Raw genomic sequence first — 22552 nt, 5'->3', positions numbered from 1 at the left:
GCGCGAACCGGGTGCACGCGGCGTTCTCAGCACCGCTCCACGAGCGGTCGACGACCGCCGATCAGGGACGCGGGGCGCCGTTGAAGTTGACCCGCAGCGAGTACAGCGAGGTCGTCGCGGTGATGTAGAGGTGGTTGCGCTCCACCCCGCCGAAGCACAGGTTCGAGGTAACCTCGGGCAGCCGCAGCTTGCCCAGCAGCGTGCCGTCCGGGTCGAAGCAGTGCAGCCCGTCGTGGGCGCCCGCCCACAGGCGCCCCTCAGCGTCCATCCGGATCCCGTCGAGTCCGCCCGCGTCGCTGGTCGCGAACAGCTCACCCCCGCTGAGACCGCCCTGCGGGGTCACCGAGAACCGGCGGATGACGCTGGGATCGGCACCGGTATCGCTGATGTACAAGGTGGTCTCGTCCGGGGTGAACACGAGACCGTTGGGCCGGACGAAGTCGTCGGCCGCGACGCGCACCTCGCCAGTGCCGGGGTCGATCCGGTAAACGTGGCATGCGCCGATCTCGCTCTCCGCGCGGTGCCCTTCGTAGTCGCTGTCGATGCCGTAGGCGGGATCGGTGAACCAGACCGACCCGTCCGAGTGCTCGACGAGATCGTTGGGGCTGTTCAGCCGCATCCCCCGGTAGTGCTCGGCGAGCACGGTGGTGGTGCCGTCGTGCTCGGTTCGGGTGATCCGCCGCTCACCCTGCTCGCAGGAGAGCAACCGCCCCGACCGATCGGTGGTGTGCCCGTTGGCGTACCCGGCGGGCTGCCGGAAGACGCCGACCGCTCCGGTGGTCTCGTCCCAGCGCAACACCCGGTCGTTCGGAATGTCGCTGAAGACGAGGTACCGGCCGCCGGCGAAGTACGCGGGGCCTTCGGTCCAGCGGCACCCGGTGTGCAGCCGCTCGACCCACTGGTCGCCCCCGCAGGTTCGGAACCGCTCGTCGAGCACCTCGAACTCGGTCCTGATCGTGTCCACGATCCACCTCTTCCGCCTCGTTCCGCCGGATTCAAAGCGTCGTCACGGCATCGACCAGCAGGTCGGCCGCCGCCCGGACGTCCTGCGGTGTGCTCCAGCGTCCCAGCGACAACCGCAGCGCGCCCAACGCCCGCTCGCGGGACAAGCCCATCGCCATCAGCACCGGCGACGGGGTGCGCAGGCCGCTGTGGCAGGCCGAACCGGTCGACGCGGCCACGCCGGGGACCGCGGCCAGCAGTGCGTGGCCCGCCACGCCGTCGACGCTGACGTTGAGGGTGTTGGGCAACCGCTCCGCCACCGGCCCGTTGAGCCCGACCCGTCCGGGCAAGGCGGCCACCAGCCGTTCGTGCAGTTCGTCGCGCAGCGCGGTGATGCGCTCCCGTTCGGGGTCGGCGATCCCGGCGGCCGCACCGAACGCGACGGCCGACGCGACGTTCTCCGTCCCCGCGCGCCGCCCGCGTTCCTGACCACCGCCGTAGCCGACGGGCTCCAGCGCGACACCGTCCCGGACGTAGAGGGCGGCGATGCCCTTGGGGGCGTACACCTTGTGCCCGACCAGCGTCAGCAGATCGACGCCCAGCGCACCGACGTCCAGCGGGATCTTGCCCGCCGCCTGAGCGGCGTCGCAGTGGAACAGCGCTCCGGCCGCCCGGGACCTGCGGGCGAGTTCGGCGATCGGCTGCAAGGCCCCCGTCTCGTTGTTGGCGGCCATCACCGACACCAGCACCACGTCGTCGTCCAAGCACTCGGACAAGGCGTCGGGGTCGACCAGGCCCTCGCCGTCCACGGGCAAGGCAGTGACGCGCGCTCCGTGCAAGCGCCGCAGCGCCTCGCACGTCGCGAGCACCGCGGGATGCTCGGTGGCCTGCGTGATCACCCGCGGACGTGGCGAGCGAGCCGCGAGCACCGCACCCCGGATCGCGAGCTGGTCGGCTTCCGAACCCGATCCGGTGAACACCACCTCGTCCGGCGCCGCGCCGATCCAGTCGGCCACCTGTCCCCGCGCCTCGGCCAGCGCCCGCTTCGGCTCCTCCGCGTAGCGGTGCGCGCTGCCGGGATTGCCGAACCAGTGCGCGAGGTACGGCCACATCGCCTCCGCGACCCGGGGGTCGACCGGTGTGGTGGCGTTGTAATCCAGGTAGATCGGCCCCGCCGCGAGAGCGGCTGGGAGTTCGGCCACGCCGGACCTCCTGCGATGTCGGGGACGTGCGCACGGTAGCGCAACGCTCGCCGTCTGCCCCGGCCTCAGAGGTTCTCGCAGCGCACCTCGGCGGGGCGGCAGCGGCGGTCCCGGCACGAGACGCGGGACCCGGCGCGGGCCCCGGTCGGTCGGCCTCAGCTCCTGGCGACACCCGAGTCGAGCGAGCTCTCGATGCGCCGCAGCCGGTCCGCGATCTCGATCTGCGCGGCGAGCTGGCCCAGCTGGAGACACTGCTCGGCGGTCAGCTCCTCTTGGCTCGCCGCGAGGACCTCGAGCTGGCGCAGGGCGATCTCCCAGGGGTTCTCCTTCGACGTCATGGCAACGATTCTCCGCCGGTCCAGCGGCCCGGCACAGGACCGCGCGGGTTTTCCAGCCAGGCGGAGGACGATGCGGCCAGCCCCGCGCTGCGGTACTCCGCGTCAGCACCGCACTCACATTCGGTAGCATTCTGTTGCCGAGGGTGTCCGCACCGTCGCGCAGCGTCGCCGACCTCGGAGCGTTCTCCCCGGGGACGCGGTGCGACACGCCACCCAGCACCACCGACCGACCTGAGGATCCCGCTCGCCGATGTCCGACCACGCTCCCGCTCCCGCGGTCCGTCCCTCCGGCGCGCCGGCCCGCAACGCCTTCCTGATCACGATTCTCCTGGCGAGCGGGGGCGCCGCTGCCGCACTGCTGAGCGCACCCGGGGAGGCGCGCCTGGTGGTGGCCTGGATCGTGGTGACCAGCGCCGCGCTCGTCTGCACGTGCGTACCGCTGGCCGTGCACGGGAGAGCGGCCGCCCGCTGCCACCAGCAACGAGCCGATGCCGTCGAACGCCACTACCGCGTCCAGGTCCGGGCCGCCGCCGACAACGCCGCGCAGCAGCACCGGACCCAGGTCGAGGCCGTCCGCGCCGAGTACGACGAGGTCGTCGCGAAAGCGGTACCGGAGCTCGCACGCCGCCTCCGCGGTGGCGCATCGGCCGAAACCGCGCTCGGGGAAGCGGACCTCACCGGTTATCCGCACCACGGGGAACTTCTCGAGGCCGTGGTGACCGAGCTCGGCACCAGCGAGCGAGGCCGGGCGGCCCGGCTCACCACCTGCGCGACCGCGGCCGGACGGGTGCAAGCGCTGGCGACCGGGATGCTCGCCGACCTGCGCGACATGCAGCGCCGGCACGGTGAATCCGACGAGGTGCTCGGCGATCTGTTCGAACTCGACCACCGCACCTCGCAGATCAGCCGCGTCGCCGATACCGCAGCGGTGCTGTCCGGAGCGCGGACGGGGCGCTCGTGGCCGCGGCCGGTCGCCATGGAAGGCATCCTGCGCGGTGCCGTGGGCCGGATCGATGCCTACCGGCGGGTCGTCCTGCATTCGGCCTGTGACATCGCGATCACCAGCCATGCCGCGGAAGGCGTGATGCGTGCACTCGCCGAGCTGATGGACAACGCCACCCGCTTCTCGCCGCCCGACGAGGCCGCGCACGTCTACGCGGAGGAAAGCCACCGGGGCGTCGTGATCACCGTCGAGGACGGCGGTCCCGGCATGCCGCGGCGGGCCCGGGAGCGGGCGCTCCGCGCGGTCGGCCCGGAACCGTTGGACCTCGCCGGGACGTCGGCGGGCACCCGGCTGGGCCTCGCGGTGGTGGGCTGCGTGGCCCGCGAGCTCGGCCTGACGGTGTCGTTCCGCCCGTCCTCGCGCGGTGGGACCGGTGTGGTGGTGCTGGTCCCGCGCGCCCTGCTGGCGGAACCACCGTCGCGGGAGATCCCCGCGGAGCGACCGCGGTCGGAGGAACCGGACGAGTTGCCCCGGCGTCTCCGCGACGCGCCCGCGACCGACCCCGCCCCGGACGCCACGTGCGCCGAGCAGCCCGCGCCGGTCCGGTTCGACGCGTTCCTCGACGCCCTCGTCCGGCCTTCGACCGAGCGCGGCTGACGGGCACGACACCAGATTGGAGGCAGGCGTGCTTCCGGGCGCCCGCAGCACCATGACCGCAGACACCGACCCCAGCTCGCTGCTCCGCTGCTTGCTCGACGGCCGCCGGCCCGCCGCCCAGTGCACCGTGGTGCTGTCCCGGGATGGTCTCGCGTTGCCCGGCACGGGTGGTCTCGGCCGGGACCGCGCCGAGGCGTTCGCCGCCGTGGCGGGCGGGCTCCAGCCGCCGTCCGCCGGCGCCTCGGCGCCCCCGGGCACTGGTTCCGGGCTGTTCCACCAGTCGAGGGGCGAGTTCGATGGCGGGGTGCTGGTCGTCGTCGACGTCGGTGAAGGCACCCGGCTCGCCCACGACGACGTCGATCCGGGGCGACGCGGACGCGCCATGGCCGCTCGGGCCGAGCGTGCGGGCTGCCACCTCAGCGCACCATCCCAGCGTTCCAGCACCGCGGACGGCACGTGATGCCCGGGCACGACCACGACCCTGGTCGTTTCTACACCGTCACCGGCGGGCGCAGCCGGGTGCGGGAGAACGCGCTGGACCTGGCCACGATGATCACGTCTGCGACGGATCCCGCGCCCGGGATGCCGTCGGAGTGGGCGCACATCCTCCGGTTGTGCCGGAGGCCGCTCGCCGTCGCCGAGATCGCCGCACGCCTCCGGCTGCCGGTCGCCGTGGTGAAGATCCTGCTGTCGGACCTGCTCGACGCCCACCGGGTCACCGCACGACGCCCCACCACCGGTCCGCCCGACGACGCGATTCCCGACCCCGAACTGCTCCGGAAGGTGCTCAGTGGTCTCCGCAGGCTCTGACCGCCCGGTGCAAAACTCCGCGCGGGACCGGAACACCGCGGGTAGCGCACCCTCCGACGCACTCGCGCGCCCGAGGGGGAGCGCTGGGTGCCCGGCGCACCGACCGGCACCACCACCGCACCTCGGCACGCCCTTCGGAACCCCGGCGAGCCGGGCCGGACCGGCGTTCCGCCGTCGTTCGACCCAACCCCGAAGTCCCGCAGCGGTGTTCCGCGCGCCGACCACTCCGAACCCAGCACCGGGAGAGCTCCTGCCATGAACGACCTGCGCGACGACACCAGGGCCACCACCGGCCAGCCTCCCCCCGAACGACCGCGGGTCATGCTGCACGGCCCGGAGTTCCAACGCCGTCCCGCCGAGCTGTACCGCCAGATCCGCGCCGCGCACGGCCCGGTCGCCCCGATCGAGCTCGACGGTGGCCTGCCCGCGTGGTTCGTGCTCGGGTATCCGGAGATCTGCCAGGTCACCGCGAATCCGACGCTGTTCTCGCGCGATCTTCGACGGTGGTGCTCCTGGGAGCAGGTGCCGAGCACCTCGCCGATCCCGCCGTCCGCAGGCGATGCGCTCAACCTGCTGTTCACCGAGGGAGCGGAACACCAGCGCCGCGTCGAAGCCGTCGAGGACGTGCTCGACGGCATCGACCCCTTCGAAACGCGCACCGGGTGCGAGCAGATCGCCGACGAGTTGGTGGACGGCTTCGCCGGGGACGGGCACACCGATCTGATCCCGCGGTTCGCCCGCGAACTGCCGCTGCGCGTGCTGGCCCGCCTCTACGGGCTGGACGACGGCGAAACCGCCTCGCTTCGGGAAGGCCTGGCCGAGGGGTTCGAGGGGCACGAGCGGCTCCTCACCCGGATGCGGGGGCTGACCGAACGCAAGCGGGAACACCCGGGACCGGATCTGCCATCGCGCCTGCTCGCGCACCCGGTCGCGCTCGGCGACGAGGAGTTGCCGAGCGAGCTGCTGCTGATGTTCACCACGGCGCACCGGTCGGTGGCGGACTGGGTCGGCACCGCGCTCCGGCTGATCCTCACCGAGCCGCGGTTCGCGACGACCTCGACCGGTGGTCCCCGCAGCGTCGACCGGGTGCTGACCGAGGTGCTGTGGGAGGACGCCCCGATCCAGAACGTCCTCGGACGCGTCGCCACCCGGGACACCGACCTCGGCGGGCAGCGCATCCGGACCGGCGACCTGCTGGTCCTCGGCGTGGCGGCCGCGAACACCTCTCCGCGCCTGCGCCCGGGCCGGTGCTCCGATGCGGTCGGCAACGAAGCCCACTTGGCCTTCGGCCGCGGCGAGCGCGGTTGTCCGCACGCCGCCGTCGAGCTGGGACGGTGCATGGCGCGGACCGCCGTCGAAGTACTCCTCCACCGGATTCCCGACCTGGCCCTCGCGGTGCCCGCGGAAGAGCTGACCTGGGAGCCGTCGGTGTGGACCCGGAGCGTGAGCTCGCTCCCGGTGCGCTTCACGCCGATCCCCGGCTGAGCGCACCGAGGCCGCCCCGGGCGCGCCGCGCTCGCTCCCGGCAGGACCGCGGTTGTTCGCGTCCCGTCGGCGTGCACGTCGCCGCCTCCACCGGAGGACGTCGCCTCCCCGGCGGTCAGCGGGTCGGGCAACGCCCGCAGGCATGCTGCCCCGTCCGGATCCGGCGGTGCATTCGGCCGCCGGCACCGGAAGCGGGGCCTCACGCCTCAGGCGGCGTGGATGGTTGTGCCCTCGAGCGGCGGTACCGGACCATGGAATTCCCACAGCGACGTCGAAGAGGTATTCGTGGAGCCACCGGAGCAAGTCATCCGTCGGCAGGCGGCGAGCCTCCGGGCGGTCGCGCAGACCGGCCTCGCCTACAGCGGTGACGAGTTCGACCACGAGCGGTATCGCGCGATCCGGACCGCTGCGGACGCATTGATGGAACTGGTGACCGCCGAACCGCTGCCCGCCGAGCTCGACCGCACCACGGTCGCCGACGCCGGCTACGCCACTCCGAAGGTGGACGTACGGGCGGCCGTCTTCGACGAAGGGGAGCGCGTTCTGCTGGTGCAGGAGCGTTCGGACCAGCGCTGGTCGTTGCCCGGCGGATGGTGCGATGTCGGCGAGTCCCCCGGCCAGGCGGCGTGCCGCGAAGTGCTGGAGGAAGCCGGGGTCGTGGTCCGGGCCACGAGGCTCGCCGCGGTCCTCGACCGCGAGAGCCGTGGTCACTGGCCACCGATGGCCGCGCACGTGTACAAGTTGTTCTTCCTCTGCGAGCGCACCGGGGCCCCGGATCGGAACGCCGAACCGCTGGAAACGCTCGATGTCGGGTGGTTCGCCTTGGAAGCGCTCCCCGAGCTGTCGACGAGCCGCATCACCGAGGAGGAGCTGCACCTGCTCCGCGATGCCCACCGGGATCCGTCCCGACCCGCCGTCTTCGACTGAACCGGCTCGGTCGAGCGCTCGGGTCCGACCGCACGGCGGGTTCAACGCCTGCGGTCGCGGCAGGCGCCTCGGCGCGGGACCGACCGCCCCGGTTCGAGCCGGGTAGCAGCCCACCACGGGACCGTGCTGCTGCCGACGGGTCGCGGGGAACGCCTCCCCGGCCAGCCCCGAGCACGGACGTTCACGCCGAGTCGCCCACCCGGCGGGGACCACGAGCGGAAACCGCACGCGGGTGGACCGGCGCACCGCGCGCAGCACCCACCGCGCGGCCCGGCGGATCGCTGGGCGCAGGCACCACCGCGCGGCCCGGGCGACCGCCGTACCGACGAGGTCGGCCCGCTGACGGGTCCGGTCCTGGCACATCGTTACCTCCTGGTCTTCTCCGGACGGCACCCGGAGGAACCTCCCGTTCGTCGGTCTGCGTTCGCCGCTTTCCCGCGGTGAACGCGTACGCTTCGGCACCCGGCCCGATGGGGTAGCACTGGTCGTTCCGCTCACAACGCGAAGTCCGCCGGTGCGTCGGCCTCCGGCAGCCTCCCGTGTCCGCCGGGCTCCCGCCGACCGCGGAAGCGGATCGGCCGGTGGCCGCCTCGATCGCACAGCACTACGGTGCCGCACCCCCGTGCTCGGCGCACCGGCCGAACGGCCAGAACTCCCCCTCGGGCGCGATGTCGCTGCTCAGCGCGCCCCGCGGAGTGGTGGCACAGGGCCGTTCAGACCAGCCGCTGGCCGAAAGGACTAGACGGTTCAGCCGAGCAATGACCGATCGGCCGATCCAGGCTGGCACTTCGGCCGATCTCAAGGTTCTTCCCCGTTCCTAGTGTGAACCACATCGGATCCACGATCCGGTCCATTGCGGACGAACGCACCGAGGCTGCACAACGGCGCGGTCGGAGCAGGGGGCTTCTCCGGATCTCCGGAGACCGACGAAGGGATGGACGACGTGCACGGCAAGGCTTTCGCACCGGAGTACCAAGGGTCGCTGAACGGCCTTTCGGTCAACACTTCCTACGAGGACGTTCTGCTGGCCGCACGACAACGGGAAGGTTCTGCGCTGCGCAGCGGCCGGAAGCTCGAACTGGCGCAGGCCAAGCTCGCGGTGGCCGAAGCATGCCGCCGACTGGGTCGGCTCGACGAGGCGGAATCCGCTTGGCGCGACAGCTACCGATCCGCGAAGGACTGCGCCGCTCTCGCCGCGATGTCGTGGGCACTGTGGAGCGGTGGAACGCTCGCAAGGCAGCGCGGCCGCCTCGACCTGGCGCTGCGCTGGCTCGGGTGGGCACGCGAGCTCGGTCGTCGCGCCGGCGAGCACCTCCCCTACGGCTACGCCTCGGCGGGCATCGCCGAGACGCTGCGCATCCGAGGTGACCACCATGAAGCGCGCGATCTGCACCTCGACCTCCTCGCCGAGGCGCGGGAGCGCGGCGAGTGCCGGCACATCGTCTGGGCGCTCGAGGGCGTAGCGCAGCTCGATCGCAACACCGGCGACCTCAGCTCGGCGTGGGAGCGATTCGCGGAGGCGGCGCAGGTGGCCTCCGACGGTGGTGACCACCGCGGTCACGCATGGGCGCTGCGAGGGCAAGCCGACGTGCTCTCGCTGCGGGGACGGCCCGAGACTGCCTTGGAACTGCTGTCCGAGGCGGAGCGGACCTGCCGGGAGATGGACCTGGCCAGCGCGTTGGCCTACAACCGCAAGATGCGCGGTAACGTGCTCTTCCGGGCGGGGCGCTATGCGGACGCGGCGGAGACCTACCAGGACGCACGGGAGCAGTTCGACGCCATAGGCGAACCCCGTGGCACCGCGCTGGCCAGTCTCGGCTCGATCAAGTGCCGGAACAAGCTGCAGCCCGATCGCTCGCGCACGGAACGGGAGCTGCGTTCCCTCCTGCGGTCGCTGTCCGGCTACGGATTGCGCCAGACCGAACGGATGGTGGAGCAGGCGATCACCGAGCTGGCCGAAGAACCGGGCCCAACAGCCGCTCGTACGCAGACGCCTGACGACACTGCGACGGGAACGCGGGAAACGGCCTTGTCCGGAGGATTTTTTGGATGATCGCAGAGCTCACGAGCCGGTCTCGCAGCACTTGGCCGACCGTGGGATTCCAGGTATTGCTCGGCCTGCCGCCTCGAGCGGAGAGAGGAGTCGACGAGTACGGCGATCGGAGGGCTGACTTGGCAATCATCCGCATCTCCGCCGCAGGACGGAGCCGTGATGCCGTTGGGGCCTGAGCTTCGCACGAATGGGCAAGTGGATTCCTGCCTGGAACCTCCCACCGCGCGGTTGCCCGACGGCGCAGCTGCTCGACGCCGCGGTCCCTCGACGCCGCGGCCCCTCAACGGCGCGATTCCTCGACGCCGCGGTTCTCGACGGCGCAGTCGCTCCACAGCGCGGTCTCCACAGCGGGGCTGTTGTGCCTGGACACGTGTACGTGGGCAGTGAAAGGCGCCATCCCCCCACGACCGGACATGCGCTGCGGCGGGGAGCGCGCGGCGGGGCGACGAGCATGCGGTCGCGGTGCCGGTGCATCCCGGATGCGCGGGGACTCGCCGCTGCCACCGCTCGGAGCGATGCCCTGCCGGACTCCGCACATCGGGGCATGGCCCGTGCGAGGCGGCTGATGTGCACGTCGGGTACGGGAGCGCTGCGGCGGGCGCACGCATGCCGTCGACGCGGGCGGGTCGGGAAGCCGACCGACTACGACCGGCTTCCCCGCCACTCAGTAGTCGTCGTCGCCGTACACGACCATGCCGCGCAGGTTCCGCCCTTCCTGCATGTCGCGGTACCCGATGTTGATGTCCGCCAGCTTGTAGGTCGTGGTGACCAGCTCGTCGAGCTTCAGCGTGCCGTGCCTGTAGAGCTCCAGCAGACGGGGGATCTGGGTCCGGGGACTGACGCCGCCGAAGATCGCGCCTTGCACCCGCTTCTGCAACAAGGTCAGCTCGAACAGGCCGATTGAGGCCTCGAGCTGGGTCGCGTCTCCCATACCGGTGACGACGACCTGCCCGCCCTTGGCGGTCATGGCCAACGCGGGTTGGAGCTCGTCGCCGTGCACCTCACCCATGGTGAGGATGGTGGTGTTGGCGTTCTGGCCCCAGGTCAGCTCGGCGACCGGCCCGGTGGCCTCCTCCATCGAGGCGAAGGCGTGGGTCGCGCCTAGTTCGAGGGCCTTCTGCCGCTTGAACTCCACGGGATCGACCGCGACGACGTAGCGCGCACCCGATGCCGCCGCTCCTTGGACCGCGTTGATCCCGACCCCGCCGACGCCCACGACGACGACCGTGTCCCCGACACGGGTGTCGCCGATCTCGGTCGCCGAACCCCAGCCGGTGGACACCCCGCAGCCCAGCAGCGCCGCCTTGTCCAGCGGGATGTCGTCCTCGATCTTGATCACGGACGCCTCGTTGACCGTCACGTACGGCGCGAAGGTCCCGAGCAAGCACATCGGCACCAGCGGTTCGCCGTTGAGCTGGGCGCGGTACGAACGGTCGGAGATGGATTGCCCGCTGAGCAGCAGCGCACCTTCATCGCAGAGGTTCTGCAACCCGCGCGAGCACGGGCGGCAGCGCCCGCAGCCGGGGATGAAGGCGAGCACCACGTGGTCGCCCTCCTGGAGTCCCGAGACCTCGGGCCCCACCTTGGTCACCACTCCGGCGCCTTCGTGACCACCGATGACCGGGTAGAACGCGACCGGACTAGCACCGGTCCGCACGTGCTCGTCGGAGTGGCAGAGCCCGGAAGCCGCGAGCCTCACCTGCACTTCGCCGGCGATCGGATCGCCCAAGTCGATCTCTTCGATTTCCCAGTCCTTGCCGGGTCCGCGCAGCACCGCAGCCTTCGTCTTCATGACCACTCCTCGTCGAATGGGATCAGACACGCGCCGTCCCGAGCATGGAAAACCCGCAGAACCCCGTCAAGGACGGGTTTCGCACCCACCTCACCCGGCGATGGCATCGACGGCGCGAAAAGCCGTCGTCATCGCGGCGGGAACGGGCGCCACGGGCCGTCGGCGATCACCGGACTGCCGCCCGAACGGAGCACCCGCGCGGACCGCTCGGCCGCACTTGGCGTCCGCTGTGGACATTCTTCTTCCCCCATCGGCACCGACCTGCCATAGTCGGCAGGTGCTCGGCAACGAACCCGCGCTCGTGGAGTCGCGGTTCTCCGACTGCCGCCGTCGGGACCCTCCGCCGCACCGGGCTGCTGCTGGTGGTGGGCGGTGCGCCCCACCGGCTCCCGCAGATCGGCGGCCATCGCGGCCGGGTGACCATCAGCCGATCATCGGGCGAAATGGCAGAGCGACCAGCACCACGTACTGGTCGGGCGACGCCCAGGTCGACCACGGCACCGGCTTTCCGCACTGCTGCGGAATCAGCCGCACCGTCCTGCGCGACGTGGTGCGGGCAGGCCGGATCGGCACCGAAACTCCCGCGCACCGGATCTCGATCATGACCCGAACGCTGTGCGCGCCGCAACGCGCGCTCGAGGACCAGGAGGCTGCGTGGCCGGAGAAGTGACCACCCCGATGCTGCCGTGCGGCTCGATCGACGAGATCGAGGACTTCTACTCGATGCTCGGCTTCTCGCGGACCTACCGCCGGCTGCGCCCGAACCCGTACCTCGTCGTGCGCCTGGAGGACGTGGACCTGCACTTCTACGGCCTGGCGGACTTCGACCCCGCGGGCTCCCACAGCAGTTGCCTGGTCTCGGTGCCCGACGTCGTCGCGCTGTTCGACTCCTTCGCCGCCGGAATGCGCGCCGCGCACGGCAAGCTCCTGGTCACGGGGATCCCCCGGATGACGCGACCGCGCAAGCGGAAGAACAGCGGGGGCCGGACGGGGTTCAGCGTGGTCGACCCGGCCGGGAACACGATCCGGTTCTTCCCGGCGCGCCAGCGGACGACGACCGGAACGGATCCGACGAGCCGGCTCGGCACCGCCTTGGAGAACGCGATCGTGCTCGGCGACTCCAAGGGCGACGAGCGGCAGGCGGCCAAGATCCCCGACGGGGCGTTGTGCCGCGAGCAGGAGTCCGCGTCACCGGTCGAGCTCGTCGAGGCGCTCGCCTACCGCGCCGAGCTCGCGGTGCGGCTCGACGACACCTCGGGGGTCGACGCGGCGCTGGCCCGGATCGAGGCGACCGGGCTCACGGCGGCGGACCGGGAAGGGCTCGGCGATGCCCTCGTCATCGCCCACGATCTCGGCCGGAGCCGCTGATCAGGACGGGGACCGACTGGCGATCACTCGAAAACTCGTTCTAAGGTGAACCGGGTCGGCGCGCGAGGGGAAGCGCTGCGCCGACCGCGACGGGCCGGCCGCCTGCCCCGGCGGCACGGCCCGTCACCCCTCCGACGACCGCCGGCGGATCGTCGAGACGACGCCGTACCCGAGCGCCACCAGGACCAGGGCGCCGGCCAGCGGCAGCGCGACCATCAGCATGATGCCGCCACCGATGTTCGCGCCGATCACCCCGGCGGTGATCATGCGCGCGGACACCCCGATGAGCAGCCCGGCGACGAGCAGCAGCCCGAGCACCACGCCGTGACGGCGACCGAGCCGACCCCGACGGGATTCGCGGAGCAGCACCAGCGCGCAGCCGAGGACGACGAGCGCGGTGACCGCGACCACCGCCCCGTTGACCCACGACGGCAAGCGCAGCGGCTCCACCAGGTAATCGGCGTGATCCGGCGAGACGCTGGACTGATCGCCGATCACGTACCAGAACGCCACCGGTGCGGCCAGAGCGAGCAACACCACCGCGGACCAGACCACCACGTCTCCTCACGCTACGTCGTCCGATATCAACGCAGCGTGTCGCCCGCGCCGACCGGCTGTCAAGAAAGCCCCCTCGTCGGCACGTCGGCGAGGCCGACGTTCACCCGCGAGTCGGCACGACGGACCGTTTCACGATGATCGACGTCGGGTAACCACCACTACCAGATCCGTAACAACGGAGGAGGTATGGGGTGCAGGCCGACATGGCGTCTCTGGTCGTAATCCTGGTAGGCGCGGCGGTCGTCTTCATCGATGGCCGCCTCATCTGGCGCAGCGGCGCCACCTATCTGGAGGAGGTCTACTCCGATTCCAAGGTAGCCGATTCCGTCAACCGGCTCGTGGCGGTGCTCTTCCACCTGGTGGTGCTCGGACTGCTGGCGATGATCTCGGTGACCTCCTCCGCCAACACCGTGGAGAGCGTGGTCCTGCGCATCGGCGTGGTCCTGCTCGTCACCGCACTCGCGCACGGCATCACCATCCTGGTGCTCACCCGCATCCGGCGGAAGCAGCGCCAGCAGCGCATCCAGGAGGAGATCGCGGTGCAGACGCAGAAGGCTGCCGGACCGATCGACGAACCGTGACCGACGGCGAGCGCTCCCGCCGCCGTCCCGGGCCGGTCCCGTCCCCCACCCCCTGCGCGGGACCGGCCCTTCCACGCCTGCGATCCGAAGAGGACGGTGGTTCTGCCCGAGGACTGCGTTCAGCCCGAGACTCACTCGCAAGGGTGGTGAGTGGGGGCACCTTCATCCGGGTTGGTCGGATGAAGGTGCCCCTCACCTGGCGACGAAGACCGGTTCGGTGACGTGGTCGGGCCTGCTCGGGGGCTCGACGTCGGAGGTGCGCGGTCCCGCTGTGCTCCGCTGGTTCGGGCCTTCCGGTGGGTGCCGTGCGGCTTGGGATTCGTCGCGCGTCGGTGCGGATCCCGGCCGTTGCCGCCGCGGCAGGACGCCTCGCTCGTGGTGGCGGCGGGTGCTCCGCGAGGGCGGTCGTCCTTCGTCGTCGCGGGGTGTTCGGGGCGTCGGCCGGTCGTGGGGTGCGTTCCCCTCCGCGTCGACGTCCGGGGACGGGGCGGTGGGTGCCGGAGGTGGCGCCTATCCTGCCGGGCATGTCTGGTGCTCGTGGATCGCGTCGGCGGCCGGTGGGGATCTCCGGCGAACTCGGCGAGGCGCTCACCGCCCCGGTCGCGGGGGAGCACGTGGACGAGGTGGTGCTGGGCGCCGAGCACGTGCCCGAGCCGCTGGTGTCCGGGCGCGACGCCGGGACGGTGCCGGACGTGGTGCTGTCCGGCAGCCGGTGGCGGCGTGGTCGGCTGACCGGGCTCCGGTGGCGGCGGTGGCGGTGCCGGGACGTGGTCTTCGAGGGCTGCGACCTGTCCGGGGTGATCGTGGAGGGCGGCGCGCTCGAACGCGTGGAGTTCCGGGACTGCCGGATGAGCGGCGTGGTGCTGGCCGGGGCGAAGCTGACCGACGTGCTGTTCAGCGGGTGCAAGCTCGATCTGGCCAACCTGCGGATGGTCGAGGGGCGGCGGGTCGAGTTCACCGACTGCGCGCTGCTCGAGGCCGACTTCCACGAGGCGCGGTTGAGCGGCGGCCGGATCGAGGACAGCGAACTGGGCGGGGCCGACTTCACCGGTGGCTCGCTGCCCGGCCTGCGGCTGCACGGTTCCGGGCTGCGCGGACTCGTCGGCGCCGAGGCGCTGCGGGGTGCGGTGATCGGTCCCGACCAGGTGCTCGACGTGGCCACCGCGTTGTTCGACGCCGCGGGCATCGCGGTCGCCGATCGGGGTCAGAGCGCGGCGACGTAGACGGTGTTGGCCGAGCGCGGACCGCCGTAGGGGTTGTCGAAGGCGACGGTGTGGGCCTCGGTGCGGGTGAAGACCGCGCCGAGCGCGGCGCGGAACTCCTCGTCCGGCGGGTCGTCGGACCACAGCGCGAACACCCCGCCGGGCCGCAGCTCGGCGGCGAGCCGGCGGAGCCCGTCGACGGTGTAGAACGGCTCGTGGGACGGCGCCAGGACGTGCCGGGGCGAATGGTCGATGTCGACCATGATCACGTCGAACCGGCGGCCCGGTGCCGCGGGGTCGAGCCCGTCACCGGCGGCCGCCAGCGCGAAGAAGTCGCCGTGCACCAGCGCCGTCCTCGGGTCGCCGGTCAACCGCCCGGACAGCGGCAGCAGCCCCCGGTGGTGCCAGTCCACGACCTCGGCCAGCCCTTCCACGACGGTCAGCGACCGGACCCGGTCGTCGTCCAGCGCGGCGGCCGCGGTGCAGCCGAGACCGAGTCCGCCGACCAGCACGTCCGCCGATCCCCCGGTCAGCTCGGCGAGCCCGAGCCGGGCCAGCTCCACCTCGGCGGTGGTGAACAGGCTGGACATCAGGTACTCGTCGTCGAGCTTGACCTCGTAGACGTCCACGTCCAGCACCGGGTCGCGCCTGCGGCGCAGGCTGATCGCACCGATCGGCGTCTCCTGCCAGTCGAGCTCCTCGAACCGGGCGCTCATCGCCACACCTCCTCCGCCGCGATCGCTCCATTGTCGACGACCGCCGCGCCGGGGCCGATCCGGGTCACTCCGCCACGAGCTCGTCGAGGACGTCGGCGGCCACCCGCTCGCCGATCAGCAGGCTCGCGGTCGCCGCCGGTGACGGCGCGTTGAGCACGTGCACCGCGCGGGGCGCGCGGCTGATCACGAAGTCGTCGACGAGCTTGCCGTCGTCGTCCACCGCCTGCGCCCGCACCCCGGCGCCGTGGCGCAGCACGTCCCGCGCGGTCACCTCGGGCAGCATCGCGCGGACGCTGCGCACGAACAGCGGCCGGAGCGCGGAGCGCGCGAACTCGCCGATGCCGTAGCGCCAGTACCGGCGGGCCAGTCCCCGGCTGGCCGGATCGCGCAGCAGATCACCGAGCATCCGGCCGTCCACGTCGCGCCAGCGGTAGCCGTGCCGGGCGAAGGCGGGCACGGCGTTGGGACCGATGTGCACCGTGCCGTCGAGCATCGGGGTCAGGTGGATGCCGAGGAACGGCAGCGCGGGGTCCGGGACCGGGTAGACCGGCCCGCCGACGAGGTGCTGCCGCTCCGGGCGCAATGCGAAGTACTCGCCGCGGAACGGGACGATCCGCACCGGCGGCGTGATCCCGCTCAGCCGCGCCACCCGATCGCTGTGCAGACCGGCGCAGTTCACCAGGGCCCGCGCCCGCACCGTCGCGTCCCCGGCGGTGAGCACCACGCCGTCGCCGCGGCTGCGGATCCGCTCCACCGGCGCGCCGGTGCGCAGCTCGCCGCCCAGTTCCGCGATCTCGGCGGCCATCGCGGCGCACACCTGGGAGAAGTCCGTCACGGCGGTCTCGGCGACGTGCGCGGCGGCCACCGCGGCGACGTGCGGCTCCCGTTCGGCGAGCTCGACCTTGCTGATCCGGCGCACCGTGACCCCGTTGGCGGTGCCGCGCTCGACCAGTGCGTCGAGCCGGGGCACCTCGGCGGGGCGGGTGGCGACCACCAGCTTCCCGGTGCGGCGCACCGGTACGTCGTGCTCGGCGCAGAACCGGATCATCTCCTCCGCGCCGGCCCGCGCCATCCGGGCCTTGTGGCTGCCCGGGGCGTAGTACAGGCCGCTGTGGATCACGTTGCTGTTGTGCCCGGACTGGTGCGCGCCCCAGCGCGGTTCGGCCTCCAGGACCAGCACCGACGTGCCCGGCGCCGAGCGCAGCACCGCCCGCGCGGTGGCCAGTCCGATGATCCCGCCACCGATCACCACGACATCCGCGTCCACCATCGCCCCTCCCGCTGCTCGACGCTGCGACTGTATACAAACGCAGCGGAGATGAGAAGTGGATACGCTTCCGCACGTGACACGAGCCAGCGCCGGACCGATCGCCGAACGCCTGCGGGAGTGGATCCGGCGCGGAGTGCTGCGCCCCGGGCAGCACCTGGTGCAGGAAGAACTCGCCGGTGAGCTGGGGGTGAGCCGCATCCCGCTGCGGGAAGCGCTGCACGGGCTGGCCGCCGAGGGATTGATCGCGGTGCAGCCGCACCGGGGCATGGTGGTCGCCGAACTGGGCCGCGCCGAGCTGGCGGAGCTGTTCGAACTGCGGCTGCGCCTGGAACCGGCGCTGGCCGAGGAGGCGGTGCGCGGCTGCCGGGCGCGCGACGTGGAGGCGCTGCGCGCGGCGGCCGAGCGGATGCGGGAGCAGGGTGCCGACGCCGAGGGGCGGGCCGTCGAGAACTACCGGTTCCACCGCCGGATCTACGAACTCGCCGAGCAGCCGCTCTCGCTGCGGTTCATCGACCAGCTCCTGCACCTCGTCGAGCCCTACAGCAGGCGCTGGGTCCGCTCCGGGCACGACCTGGCCCGCATCGACGCCGAGCACGACGCGATGGTGGCGGCGCTGGCGGCCGGGGACGCCGGGGCGCTGCGCGCGGCGATCGTCGCGCACGTCGAGGGCGCCCGCGACCACGTGCTCGCCGCGCACGGCTGAGCGGATCCGCGGCGGGGGCGCTTCACCCGGACACCGGCGGCGATCCCCCGGCCGGGTCGTCGCGGTCCGGGGCCGCGGTGCGTAGCCTGACCAGCAGGTGATCCGGGCGGGACGAGGTGGCTGCGGTGCTCTGGACGATTCTCGGCTGGTTGGTGTTCGGCCTGGTCGCGGGCTTCATCGCCCGCGCGGTGGTCCCCGGCAAGGACAACATCGGACTGCCCATGACGATCCTGCTCGGGGTGATCGGCTCGGTCGTCGGCGGCCTGCTGTTCGGCCTGCTCACGGTGGGCGTGCGGGGCTTCGAACCGGCGGGGTGGATCGGCTCGGTGATCGGCGCGGTGATCGTGCTCGTGGCGTACAACAAGTTCACCGGGCGCAAGGGGCGGGCCAGCCGCTGAGGTGTCGCGGGCGGCGCTGGCCCGCGCTGCGACGACCGGGCCGCGGCGCGGTCAGGCGGTGCCCCGGCGCAGCTCCTCCCGGCAGCGGCGGTAGAACTCCACCGGACCCCTCGCCCTCGGCCGCGAGCTCTCCCCGGCGGTCCCAGCAGGTGCGCCAGACCGCCACGGCCGCCTCCGCGACCAGCATCACGGTCACCGGGTCCTGGTCGGGAGACCGCTCCGCCAGGCGGGCGCGCAAGTGCGCGGTCAGCGCCCGCTCCTGGACACCGCGAGCGCCTGGAGGTCGGGATCCCGGGCCAGCAGCCGGGCGACGCGGCGGCGCTCCTGCTGTTCGTCGCGGGCACGACGCTGGCCGCCGTGGCGCCCGGCTTCGCCGTCATGCTGCTGGACCTGCGCCCGTTCCGGGTGCACCACTTCCGGATCTCTGGTGATCGTGTTCGTCCGCATGGCGACCATGCTGGGCTCGGTCGTCGTGCTGCCGCTGCACTTCCAGACCGGGCTGGGCGTGAGCACGCTGACCACCGGTCTCCTGCTGCTGCCCGGCGGCCTGGTGCAGGGCGTGCCGTCCCCGCTGATCGGCCGGATCCACGACCAGGTGGGTCCGCGACCGCTGGTCGTCCCGGGCGCGCTGCTGCTGGCCGGTGGCCAGTGGTGGCTGAGCACCGCGGGAGCCGGCACCGGGCTGGGCGCGGTGGTCGCCATGCACGTGGTGTTCTGCACCGGCATGGCCATGCTGATGGCGCTCCCGCCGGCACCCGCGACCAGCGCTCAGGCCCCGAGGTGGGCGTCCAGCAGGTCGTTGCGGAACTTGCCCTCCGGGTCGAACTCGGCGACCAGCGCGGCGAAATCCGACCAGCGCGGGTAGCGCTCGCGCACCACGTCGGGCGGGATCGACGAAACCTTGCCCCAGTGCGGACGGGCGCCCAGCGGCAGCAGCGCCGCCTCGATCTCCGGCAGCACCGCCCGCACCGCCGCCGGGTCGGGATGCCAGGTGAAGTGCAGGCCCACCACGTCCTGCCCGCGGCTCGGGCTCAACCAGAGCTCCTCGGCGGCGACCGTGCGCACCTCGGAGATCTGGACGACCGGGGCGATCCGCTCGCCCAGCGCGAGCAGCCGCGCGCACGCCTCCGGGGCCGCCGCGCGCGGCACGAAGTACTCGGACTGCAGCTCGGCGCCGGTGCTCGGGACCGCCTCGCCGCGGAAGTGCGGGAGCCGCGCGTGCCAGGCGCCCACCACCCCGAGCTGCTCGGTGCAGCCGTCCGCGAGCCTGCCGGGCACCGGGTGCCGCGGCGCGTCGGCCAAGGTCGCGCCGAGCCATTCCCGCTGCGCGGCGGGGTCGTCGGTGGCGTGCGCCTTGACCCAGATCGCCGCGTCCGGACCGCGCCAGTCGGTGAAGGCGCTGACGCTGTAGGCGAGGCCGAAGACCGCGTCGAAGTCCTCGCCGAGGCGGCGCAGCGGGAAGCCGGTGTAGACGTGCTGGCGGACCTCGAAGGCGGGGACCACGTCGAGCAGCAGCGCGGTCACCACGCCGAGCGCGCCGAGCGACACCACGGCCCCGTCGAAACCGGGATCACCCCGCCGCAGCGCGACCAATTCGCCGTCGGCGCGCACCAGGTCGACCCCGGCCACCACCCCGGCCAGCGTCCGGTTCCGGTCCCCCGAGCCGTGGGTGCCGGTGGCGCAGGCGCCCGCGACGGTGATGTGCGGCAGCGAGGCGAGGTTGTGCAGGGCGAGCCCCTCGGCGTGCAGCGCCTCGGCGAGCGCGCCGTAGCGCATCCCGGCGGGCACCGCGGCCGTCGTGCCGTCGATCCGGACCCGATCCGGCAGGTCGGCCACCGACAGGTGCAGGCCGGGGGTGTCGGCGATGGTGTTGAACGAGTGCCCGCCGCCCACCGCCCGGACCCGTCCGGCGGCCGACACGAGCTCCTGCACCTGCTCCACCGAGGTGGGCCGCATCGAGCCCTCGGCCTTGAAGGTGACGTTCCCGGCCCAGTTGCGCGACATCGGCGACCTCCGGTGCGAGCGGTTCCACCGATCAGCCTGGCGCCCGGGCGAGCGGATTTCAAGATCCCCGGGACCGACCGCCGCGCGACAGCGCTCAGGCCGTCGGCGGCGCGGGGTGCGCGAGCAGGCCGAAGTCGGGGTCCGGGCAGTCCGCGACCAGCGATCGCACCGCCTGCTGGGCGGCGGTGAGCGTCCGGTCGGTGCGCCACCACAGCGCCACCTCCCGGCCGCGGGGACGTCGTCGATCGGGATGAGCCGGACCCCACCGGTGTTCGCGGTGGTCATCGCCAGCGCGTTGGTGACCCCGATGGCCATGCCGGTGCGCACCAGGGCGATCAGCGTTTGCGGCTGGTTGGTCCGGAACACCACCTCGGGGACGAGGCCCGCCTGCTCGAACACCAGGTGGGCCTCGAAGTGCCCGGGGCGGCCCGAGTTGTCGCCGATGGTGATCAACTGCTCGGCGGCCAGCTCCGCCAGGCTCATCGAGCGAACCCGCGGCGCGCGTTCGGCGCTGACCACCGCGACCAGCGGCTCACGCCACAGCGGATCGCAGGTCAGCACGCCGGTGGGCGCCACCGGCAGCACCGGCCGGACCGCGAAGTCCACCTCGCCCGCGATCAGCGCTGCCTCCAGCTCCAGCGTGCTGCCCTCCCACGGGACGACCTCCACGCCGGGGAACCGCTCGGCGATGCGCGGCAGCAGCAGCGGGAGCAGGTGCGCGGCGGCGCTCGGGTAGGCGCCGAGCCGGACCCGGCCGCGCAACCGCCTGCTGGCCTGACCGGCCTCCTCGGTGGCCGCCCGCAGGTGCCGCAGGATGCCGCGCGCGTGCGGCAGCAGCGCCCGGCCCTCGGCGGTGAGCGCCACCGGGTGCTGGGAGCGGTCGAACAACCGCACCCCCAGCGCCCGTTCCAGCTCCGCGACGTGGGTGCTGATCCGCGACTGCGACCGGTACAGCGCCTGCGCCGCGGCGGAGAACCCGCCGTGCTCGACGACCGAGACGAAGCTGATGAACCAGTCGAGGCGGTAGCGGTAGGCGTCGTTGGCCCTCACCGCCACCACCCCGAACGGCACGTTCCTGCGCGCATCCGCCTCACCCGCCCGGTCGGTTCCCGCATCGCGCACGATGATGACACCAGGGGGCGACGGCCGAGCGCATCAGCCGAACAGGTTGCCGATCTGCTGCTGGACGGTGAGCACCGCCAGCGTGCCGAACAGCACGATCGACCAGATCAGCGCGACCAGCCGGACGCCGCGGATCCGGATCGGCGCGGGCAGCATCTTGCGGTTGATGGCGATGAGCAGGCCGGAGTAGATGAACATCATCACCCCGCCGGTGCAGGCCGCGATGGTGGCCAGCACGATGGGCTGGTCGAGCCCGACGAGGATGACCACCGCACCGATCAGCACCAGGCCCCACACCAGGCCCGCGTAGATCTTGCTCTCCGAGGCGTCGGGGAAGTACGTCGTCTTGAGCACGTCGGCGGCGAGCCTGCTGGTGTAGTCGACGATGCCCAGCGCCGCGGCGAACAGCGACACCGCCCCGATGATCCAGAAGAAGTAGCCGAACCACCCGCCGGCCATCTCCATCAGCCGCTCGCCCTCGACCCGGAGGAACGACACGTCCTCGGAGAGCCCGGGCGTGCCGTACACCGTGGCGTAGGCCAGCAGCGACATGAACATGATGGACAGGAACGAGATCCCGACGAAGGTCAGCAGCTGCTCGCGGTTGGCGAAGCGCCACCAGCCCTTCCAGCGGGACAGGTTCTCCTCGGTGGGCGGGAAGATGAACCCGGCCTGGCCGCGGGACTCCAGCTCACCGGTCAGCGGCGAGACGATCTTGGGCACGTGCTTGCCCATGCCGAAGCCCTTGTCCCGGATCCAGTTGCTCTGCACCAGGTTCTGCCCGCCACCGGCACCGGCGAAGGCCAGCGCGCCCAGCAGCACCGCGAAGCCCAGCTCGGCGGCCGGGAACCCCGCATCGGTCACGATCGTCGGCACGGCCGCCCAGGTCCGGGCGCCGAGCACGAACAGCGCGCCGATCAGGATCAGCAGCAGCAGCGCCGCCACCTTGAGCATCTCGGCCCGCTCCAGCGCCGTGTAGACCGCGGGCGCGAGGGTGAGGATCAGCCCGACGAGCAGCAGGATCACCACCGCGGTGATCGCGGCGCTGCCGCCCACCACGTAGGTGATCAGGGTGGCCGAACTGGTCGCCCACGCCGGCCAGATGTTGGCGAAGTAGGCCATGATCGCGAAGACCAGGCCCCAGTGCTTCCACAGCCGGGAGAAGCCGGTGACCGCGGTCTCGCCGGTGGCCAGCGTGTACCGCTCGATCTCCATGTTGAGGAAGTACTGCGTGACCAGCCCCAGGAGGGCGGCCCACACGAAGGCCAGCCCCACCTGCGAGGTGATGTAGGGGAACAGGATGAACTCGCCGCTGGCCATGCCGACGCCGGCCGCGACGATCCCCGGGCCGATGTAGCGCCACTGCTTGACCGGCGGCGCGGGCAGGTCGCAGACCTGCGGACTCGGGATGTGCTTGCTGGGGAACGCTTTCGACGGGTCGGCGACGTCCGCGCCATCGCGGTTGTTCGGGACCATCCACG

23 protein-coding genes are annotated in these 22552 nt (G+C 72.4%); 12 read left to right on the top strand and 11 right to left on the bottom strand.

From position 1 onward, the window contains the following. Positions 1-61: 61 nt before the first annotated feature. The 3 genes from ACQP0T_RS09035 to ACQP0T_RS09025 all read right to left on the bottom strand — a co-directional run bounded on the left by ACQP0T_RS09035 (position 62) and on the right by ACQP0T_RS09025 (position 2482). Positions 62-964, bottom strand: coding sequence for an SMP-30/gluconolactonase/LRE family protein (locus tag ACQP0T_RS09035; protein ID WP_433872181.1), 903 nt, complete (start codon positions 962-964; stop codon positions 62-64). Between the two features lie 31 nt (positions 965-995). After that, entirely contained in the window at positions 996-2144 is a 1149-nt protein-coding gene (locus tag ACQP0T_RS09030; RefSeq protein ID WP_433872179.1) for a cysteine desulfurase family protein, read from the bottom strand. Between the two features lie 155 nt (positions 2145-2299). Then, positions 2300-2482, bottom strand: a complete 183-nt coding sequence (locus ACQP0T_RS09025; RefSeq protein WP_433872178.1) for a hypothetical protein — start codon at positions 2480-2482, stop codon at positions 2300-2302. A 250-nt stretch (positions 2483-2732) separates the two neighbouring features. On the opposite strand from ACQP0T_RS09025, the gene ACQP0T_RS09020 reads away from it, so the two are divergent. The 6 genes from ACQP0T_RS09020 (at position 2733) to ACQP0T_RS08995 (ending at position 9357) form a co-directional block, all read left to right on the top strand. Beyond that, entirely contained in the window at positions 2733-4082 is a 1350-nt protein-coding gene (locus ACQP0T_RS09020; RefSeq protein WP_433872176.1) for a sensor histidine kinase, read from the top strand. A gap of 52 nt (positions 4083-4134) precedes the next feature. After that, on the top strand, positions 4135-4542 hold the full coding sequence (locus tag ACQP0T_RS09015) for a roadblock/LC7 domain-containing protein (protein WP_433872175.1): 408 nt from the start codon (positions 4135-4137) through the stop codon (positions 4540-4542). Then, positions 4542-4892 (top strand): DUF742 domain-containing protein, encoded by a 351-nt coding sequence (locus ACQP0T_RS09010; protein ID WP_433872174.1) that lies wholly within the window; start codon positions 4542-4544, stop codon positions 4890-4892. The genes ACQP0T_RS09015 and ACQP0T_RS09010 overlap by 1 nt, the downstream gene beginning before the upstream one ends. Positions 4893-5147: 255 nt before the next feature. After that, positions 5148-6377, top strand: coding sequence for a cytochrome P450 (locus ACQP0T_RS09005; RefSeq protein WP_433872172.1), 1230 nt, complete (start codon positions 5148-5150; stop codon positions 6375-6377). A 285-nt stretch (positions 6378-6662) separates the two neighbouring features. Then, on the top strand, positions 6663-7304 hold the full coding sequence (locus tag ACQP0T_RS09000) for an NUDIX hydrolase N-terminal domain-containing protein (RefSeq protein ID WP_433872170.1): 642 nt from the start codon (positions 6663-6665) through the stop codon (positions 7302-7304). A 934-nt stretch (positions 7305-8238) separates the two neighbouring features. Then, positions 8239-9357, top strand: coding sequence for a tetratricopeptide repeat protein (locus ACQP0T_RS08995; protein ID WP_433872169.1), 1119 nt, complete (start codon positions 8239-8241; stop codon positions 9355-9357). Between the two features lie 664 nt (positions 9358-10021). Here the strand turns inward: ACQP0T_RS08995 and ACQP0T_RS08990 are convergent. Both ACQP0T_RS08990 and ACQP0T_RS08985 read right to left on the bottom strand, forming a co-directional pair. Continuing rightward, on the bottom strand, positions 10022-11149 hold the full coding sequence (locus ACQP0T_RS08990) for an NDMA-dependent alcohol dehydrogenase (RefSeq protein ID WP_433872168.1): 1128 nt from the start codon (positions 11147-11149) through the stop codon (positions 10022-10024). A gap of 423 nt (positions 11150-11572) precedes the next feature. Continuing rightward, positions 11573-11752, bottom strand: coding sequence for a hypothetical protein (locus tag ACQP0T_RS08985; protein ID WP_433872166.1), 180 nt, complete (start codon positions 11750-11752; stop codon positions 11573-11575). Positions 11753-11803: 51 nt separating this feature from the next. Between ACQP0T_RS08985 and ACQP0T_RS08980 the strand changes: the two genes are divergently transcribed. Further along, on the top strand, positions 11804-12517 hold the full coding sequence (locus ACQP0T_RS08980) for a hypothetical protein (RefSeq protein ID WP_433872164.1): 714 nt from the start codon (positions 11804-11806) through the stop codon (positions 12515-12517). Positions 12518-12640: 123 nt separating this feature from the next. On the opposite strand, the gene ACQP0T_RS08975 is transcribed toward ACQP0T_RS08980, so the two are convergent. Continuing rightward, complete coding sequence (locus ACQP0T_RS08975) at positions 12641-13072, bottom strand: hypothetical protein (RefSeq protein WP_433872163.1); 432 nt, start codon at positions 13070-13072, stop codon at positions 12641-12643. Positions 13073-13266: 194 nt separating this feature from the next. On the opposite strand from ACQP0T_RS08975, the gene ACQP0T_RS08970 reads away from it, so the two are divergent. Both ACQP0T_RS08970 and ACQP0T_RS08965 read left to right on the top strand, forming a co-directional pair. Continuing rightward, a complete protein-coding gene (locus tag ACQP0T_RS08970; protein WP_433872161.1) occupies positions 13267-13656 on the top strand; it encodes a hypothetical protein in 390 nt (129 codons plus the stop codon). Between the two features lie 524 nt (positions 13657-14180). Next, entirely contained in the window at positions 14181-14879 is a 699-nt protein-coding gene (locus ACQP0T_RS08965; protein WP_433872160.1) for a pentapeptide repeat-containing protein, read from the top strand. Here the strand turns inward: ACQP0T_RS08965 and ACQP0T_RS08960 are convergent. Continuing rightward, a complete protein-coding gene (locus tag ACQP0T_RS08960) occupies positions 14861-15574 on the bottom strand; it encodes a spermidine synthase (protein WP_345367905.1) in 714 nt (237 codons plus the stop codon). The genes ACQP0T_RS08965 and ACQP0T_RS08960 overlap by 19 nt on opposite strands. A gap of 64 nt (positions 15575-15638) precedes the next feature. Then, positions 15639-16844, bottom strand: coding sequence for an L-2-hydroxyglutarate oxidase (gene lhgO, locus ACQP0T_RS08955; RefSeq protein ID WP_433872159.1), 1206 nt, complete (start codon positions 16842-16844; stop codon positions 15639-15641). Between the two features lie 73 nt (positions 16845-16917). Here lhgO and ACQP0T_RS08950 point away from each other — a divergent pair, with 73 nt between their 5' ends. Together ACQP0T_RS08950 and ACQP0T_RS08945 are read left to right on the top strand one after the other, a co-directional pair. Beyond that, positions 16918-17547: a GntR family transcriptional regulator gene (locus ACQP0T_RS08950; RefSeq protein WP_345367903.1), complete on the top strand. Its 630-nt coding sequence runs from the start codon at positions 16918-16920 to the stop codon at positions 17545-17547. Positions 17548-17672: 125 nt separating this feature from the next. Next, complete coding sequence (locus ACQP0T_RS08945) at positions 17673-17945, top strand: GlsB/YeaQ/YmgE family stress response membrane protein (RefSeq protein ID WP_433872157.1); 273 nt, start codon at positions 17673-17675, stop codon at positions 17943-17945. Between the two features lie 246 nt (positions 17946-18191). Here ACQP0T_RS08945 and ACQP0T_RS08940 read toward each other — a convergent pair whose 3' ends face one another. Further along, positions 18192-18392, bottom strand: coding sequence for a hypothetical protein (locus tag ACQP0T_RS08940; protein WP_433873891.1), 201 nt, complete (start codon positions 18390-18392; stop codon positions 18192-18194). Here ACQP0T_RS08940 and ACQP0T_RS08935 point away from each other — a divergent pair. Then, positions 18370-18810 carry a hypothetical protein gene (locus tag ACQP0T_RS08935; protein ID WP_433873643.1) on the top strand — a complete coding sequence of 147 codons (441 nt, stop codon included), beginning with the start codon at positions 18370-18372 and terminating at the stop codon, positions 18808-18810. The two genes, ACQP0T_RS08940 and ACQP0T_RS08935, sit on opposite strands and share 23 nt — an antisense overlap. Here the strand turns inward: ACQP0T_RS08935 and ACQP0T_RS08930 are convergent. Next, complete coding sequence (locus ACQP0T_RS08930; RefSeq protein ID WP_433872156.1) at positions 18714-20999, bottom strand: LysR substrate-binding domain-containing protein; 2286 nt, start codon at positions 20997-20999, stop codon at positions 18714-18716. The two genes, ACQP0T_RS08935 and ACQP0T_RS08930, sit on opposite strands and share 97 nt — an antisense overlap. 105 nt (positions 21000-21104) lie before the next feature. Next, the gene (locus ACQP0T_RS08925) at positions 21105-22547 is read right to left on the bottom strand and encodes an Nramp family divalent metal transporter (RefSeq protein WP_433872155.1); all 1443 of its coding nucleotides are present in this window, start codon (positions 22545-22547) and stop codon (positions 21105-21107) included. Positions 22548-22552: the final 5 nt, after the last annotated feature.

The organism is Saccharopolyspora sp. CA-218241, assembly GCF_050954615.1.
GTDB lineage: Bacteria > Actinomycetota > Actinomycetes > Mycobacteriales > Pseudonocardiaceae > Saccharopolyspora > Saccharopolyspora cebuensis.
This window is presented reverse-complemented; position numbering and strand designations above follow the sequence as displayed.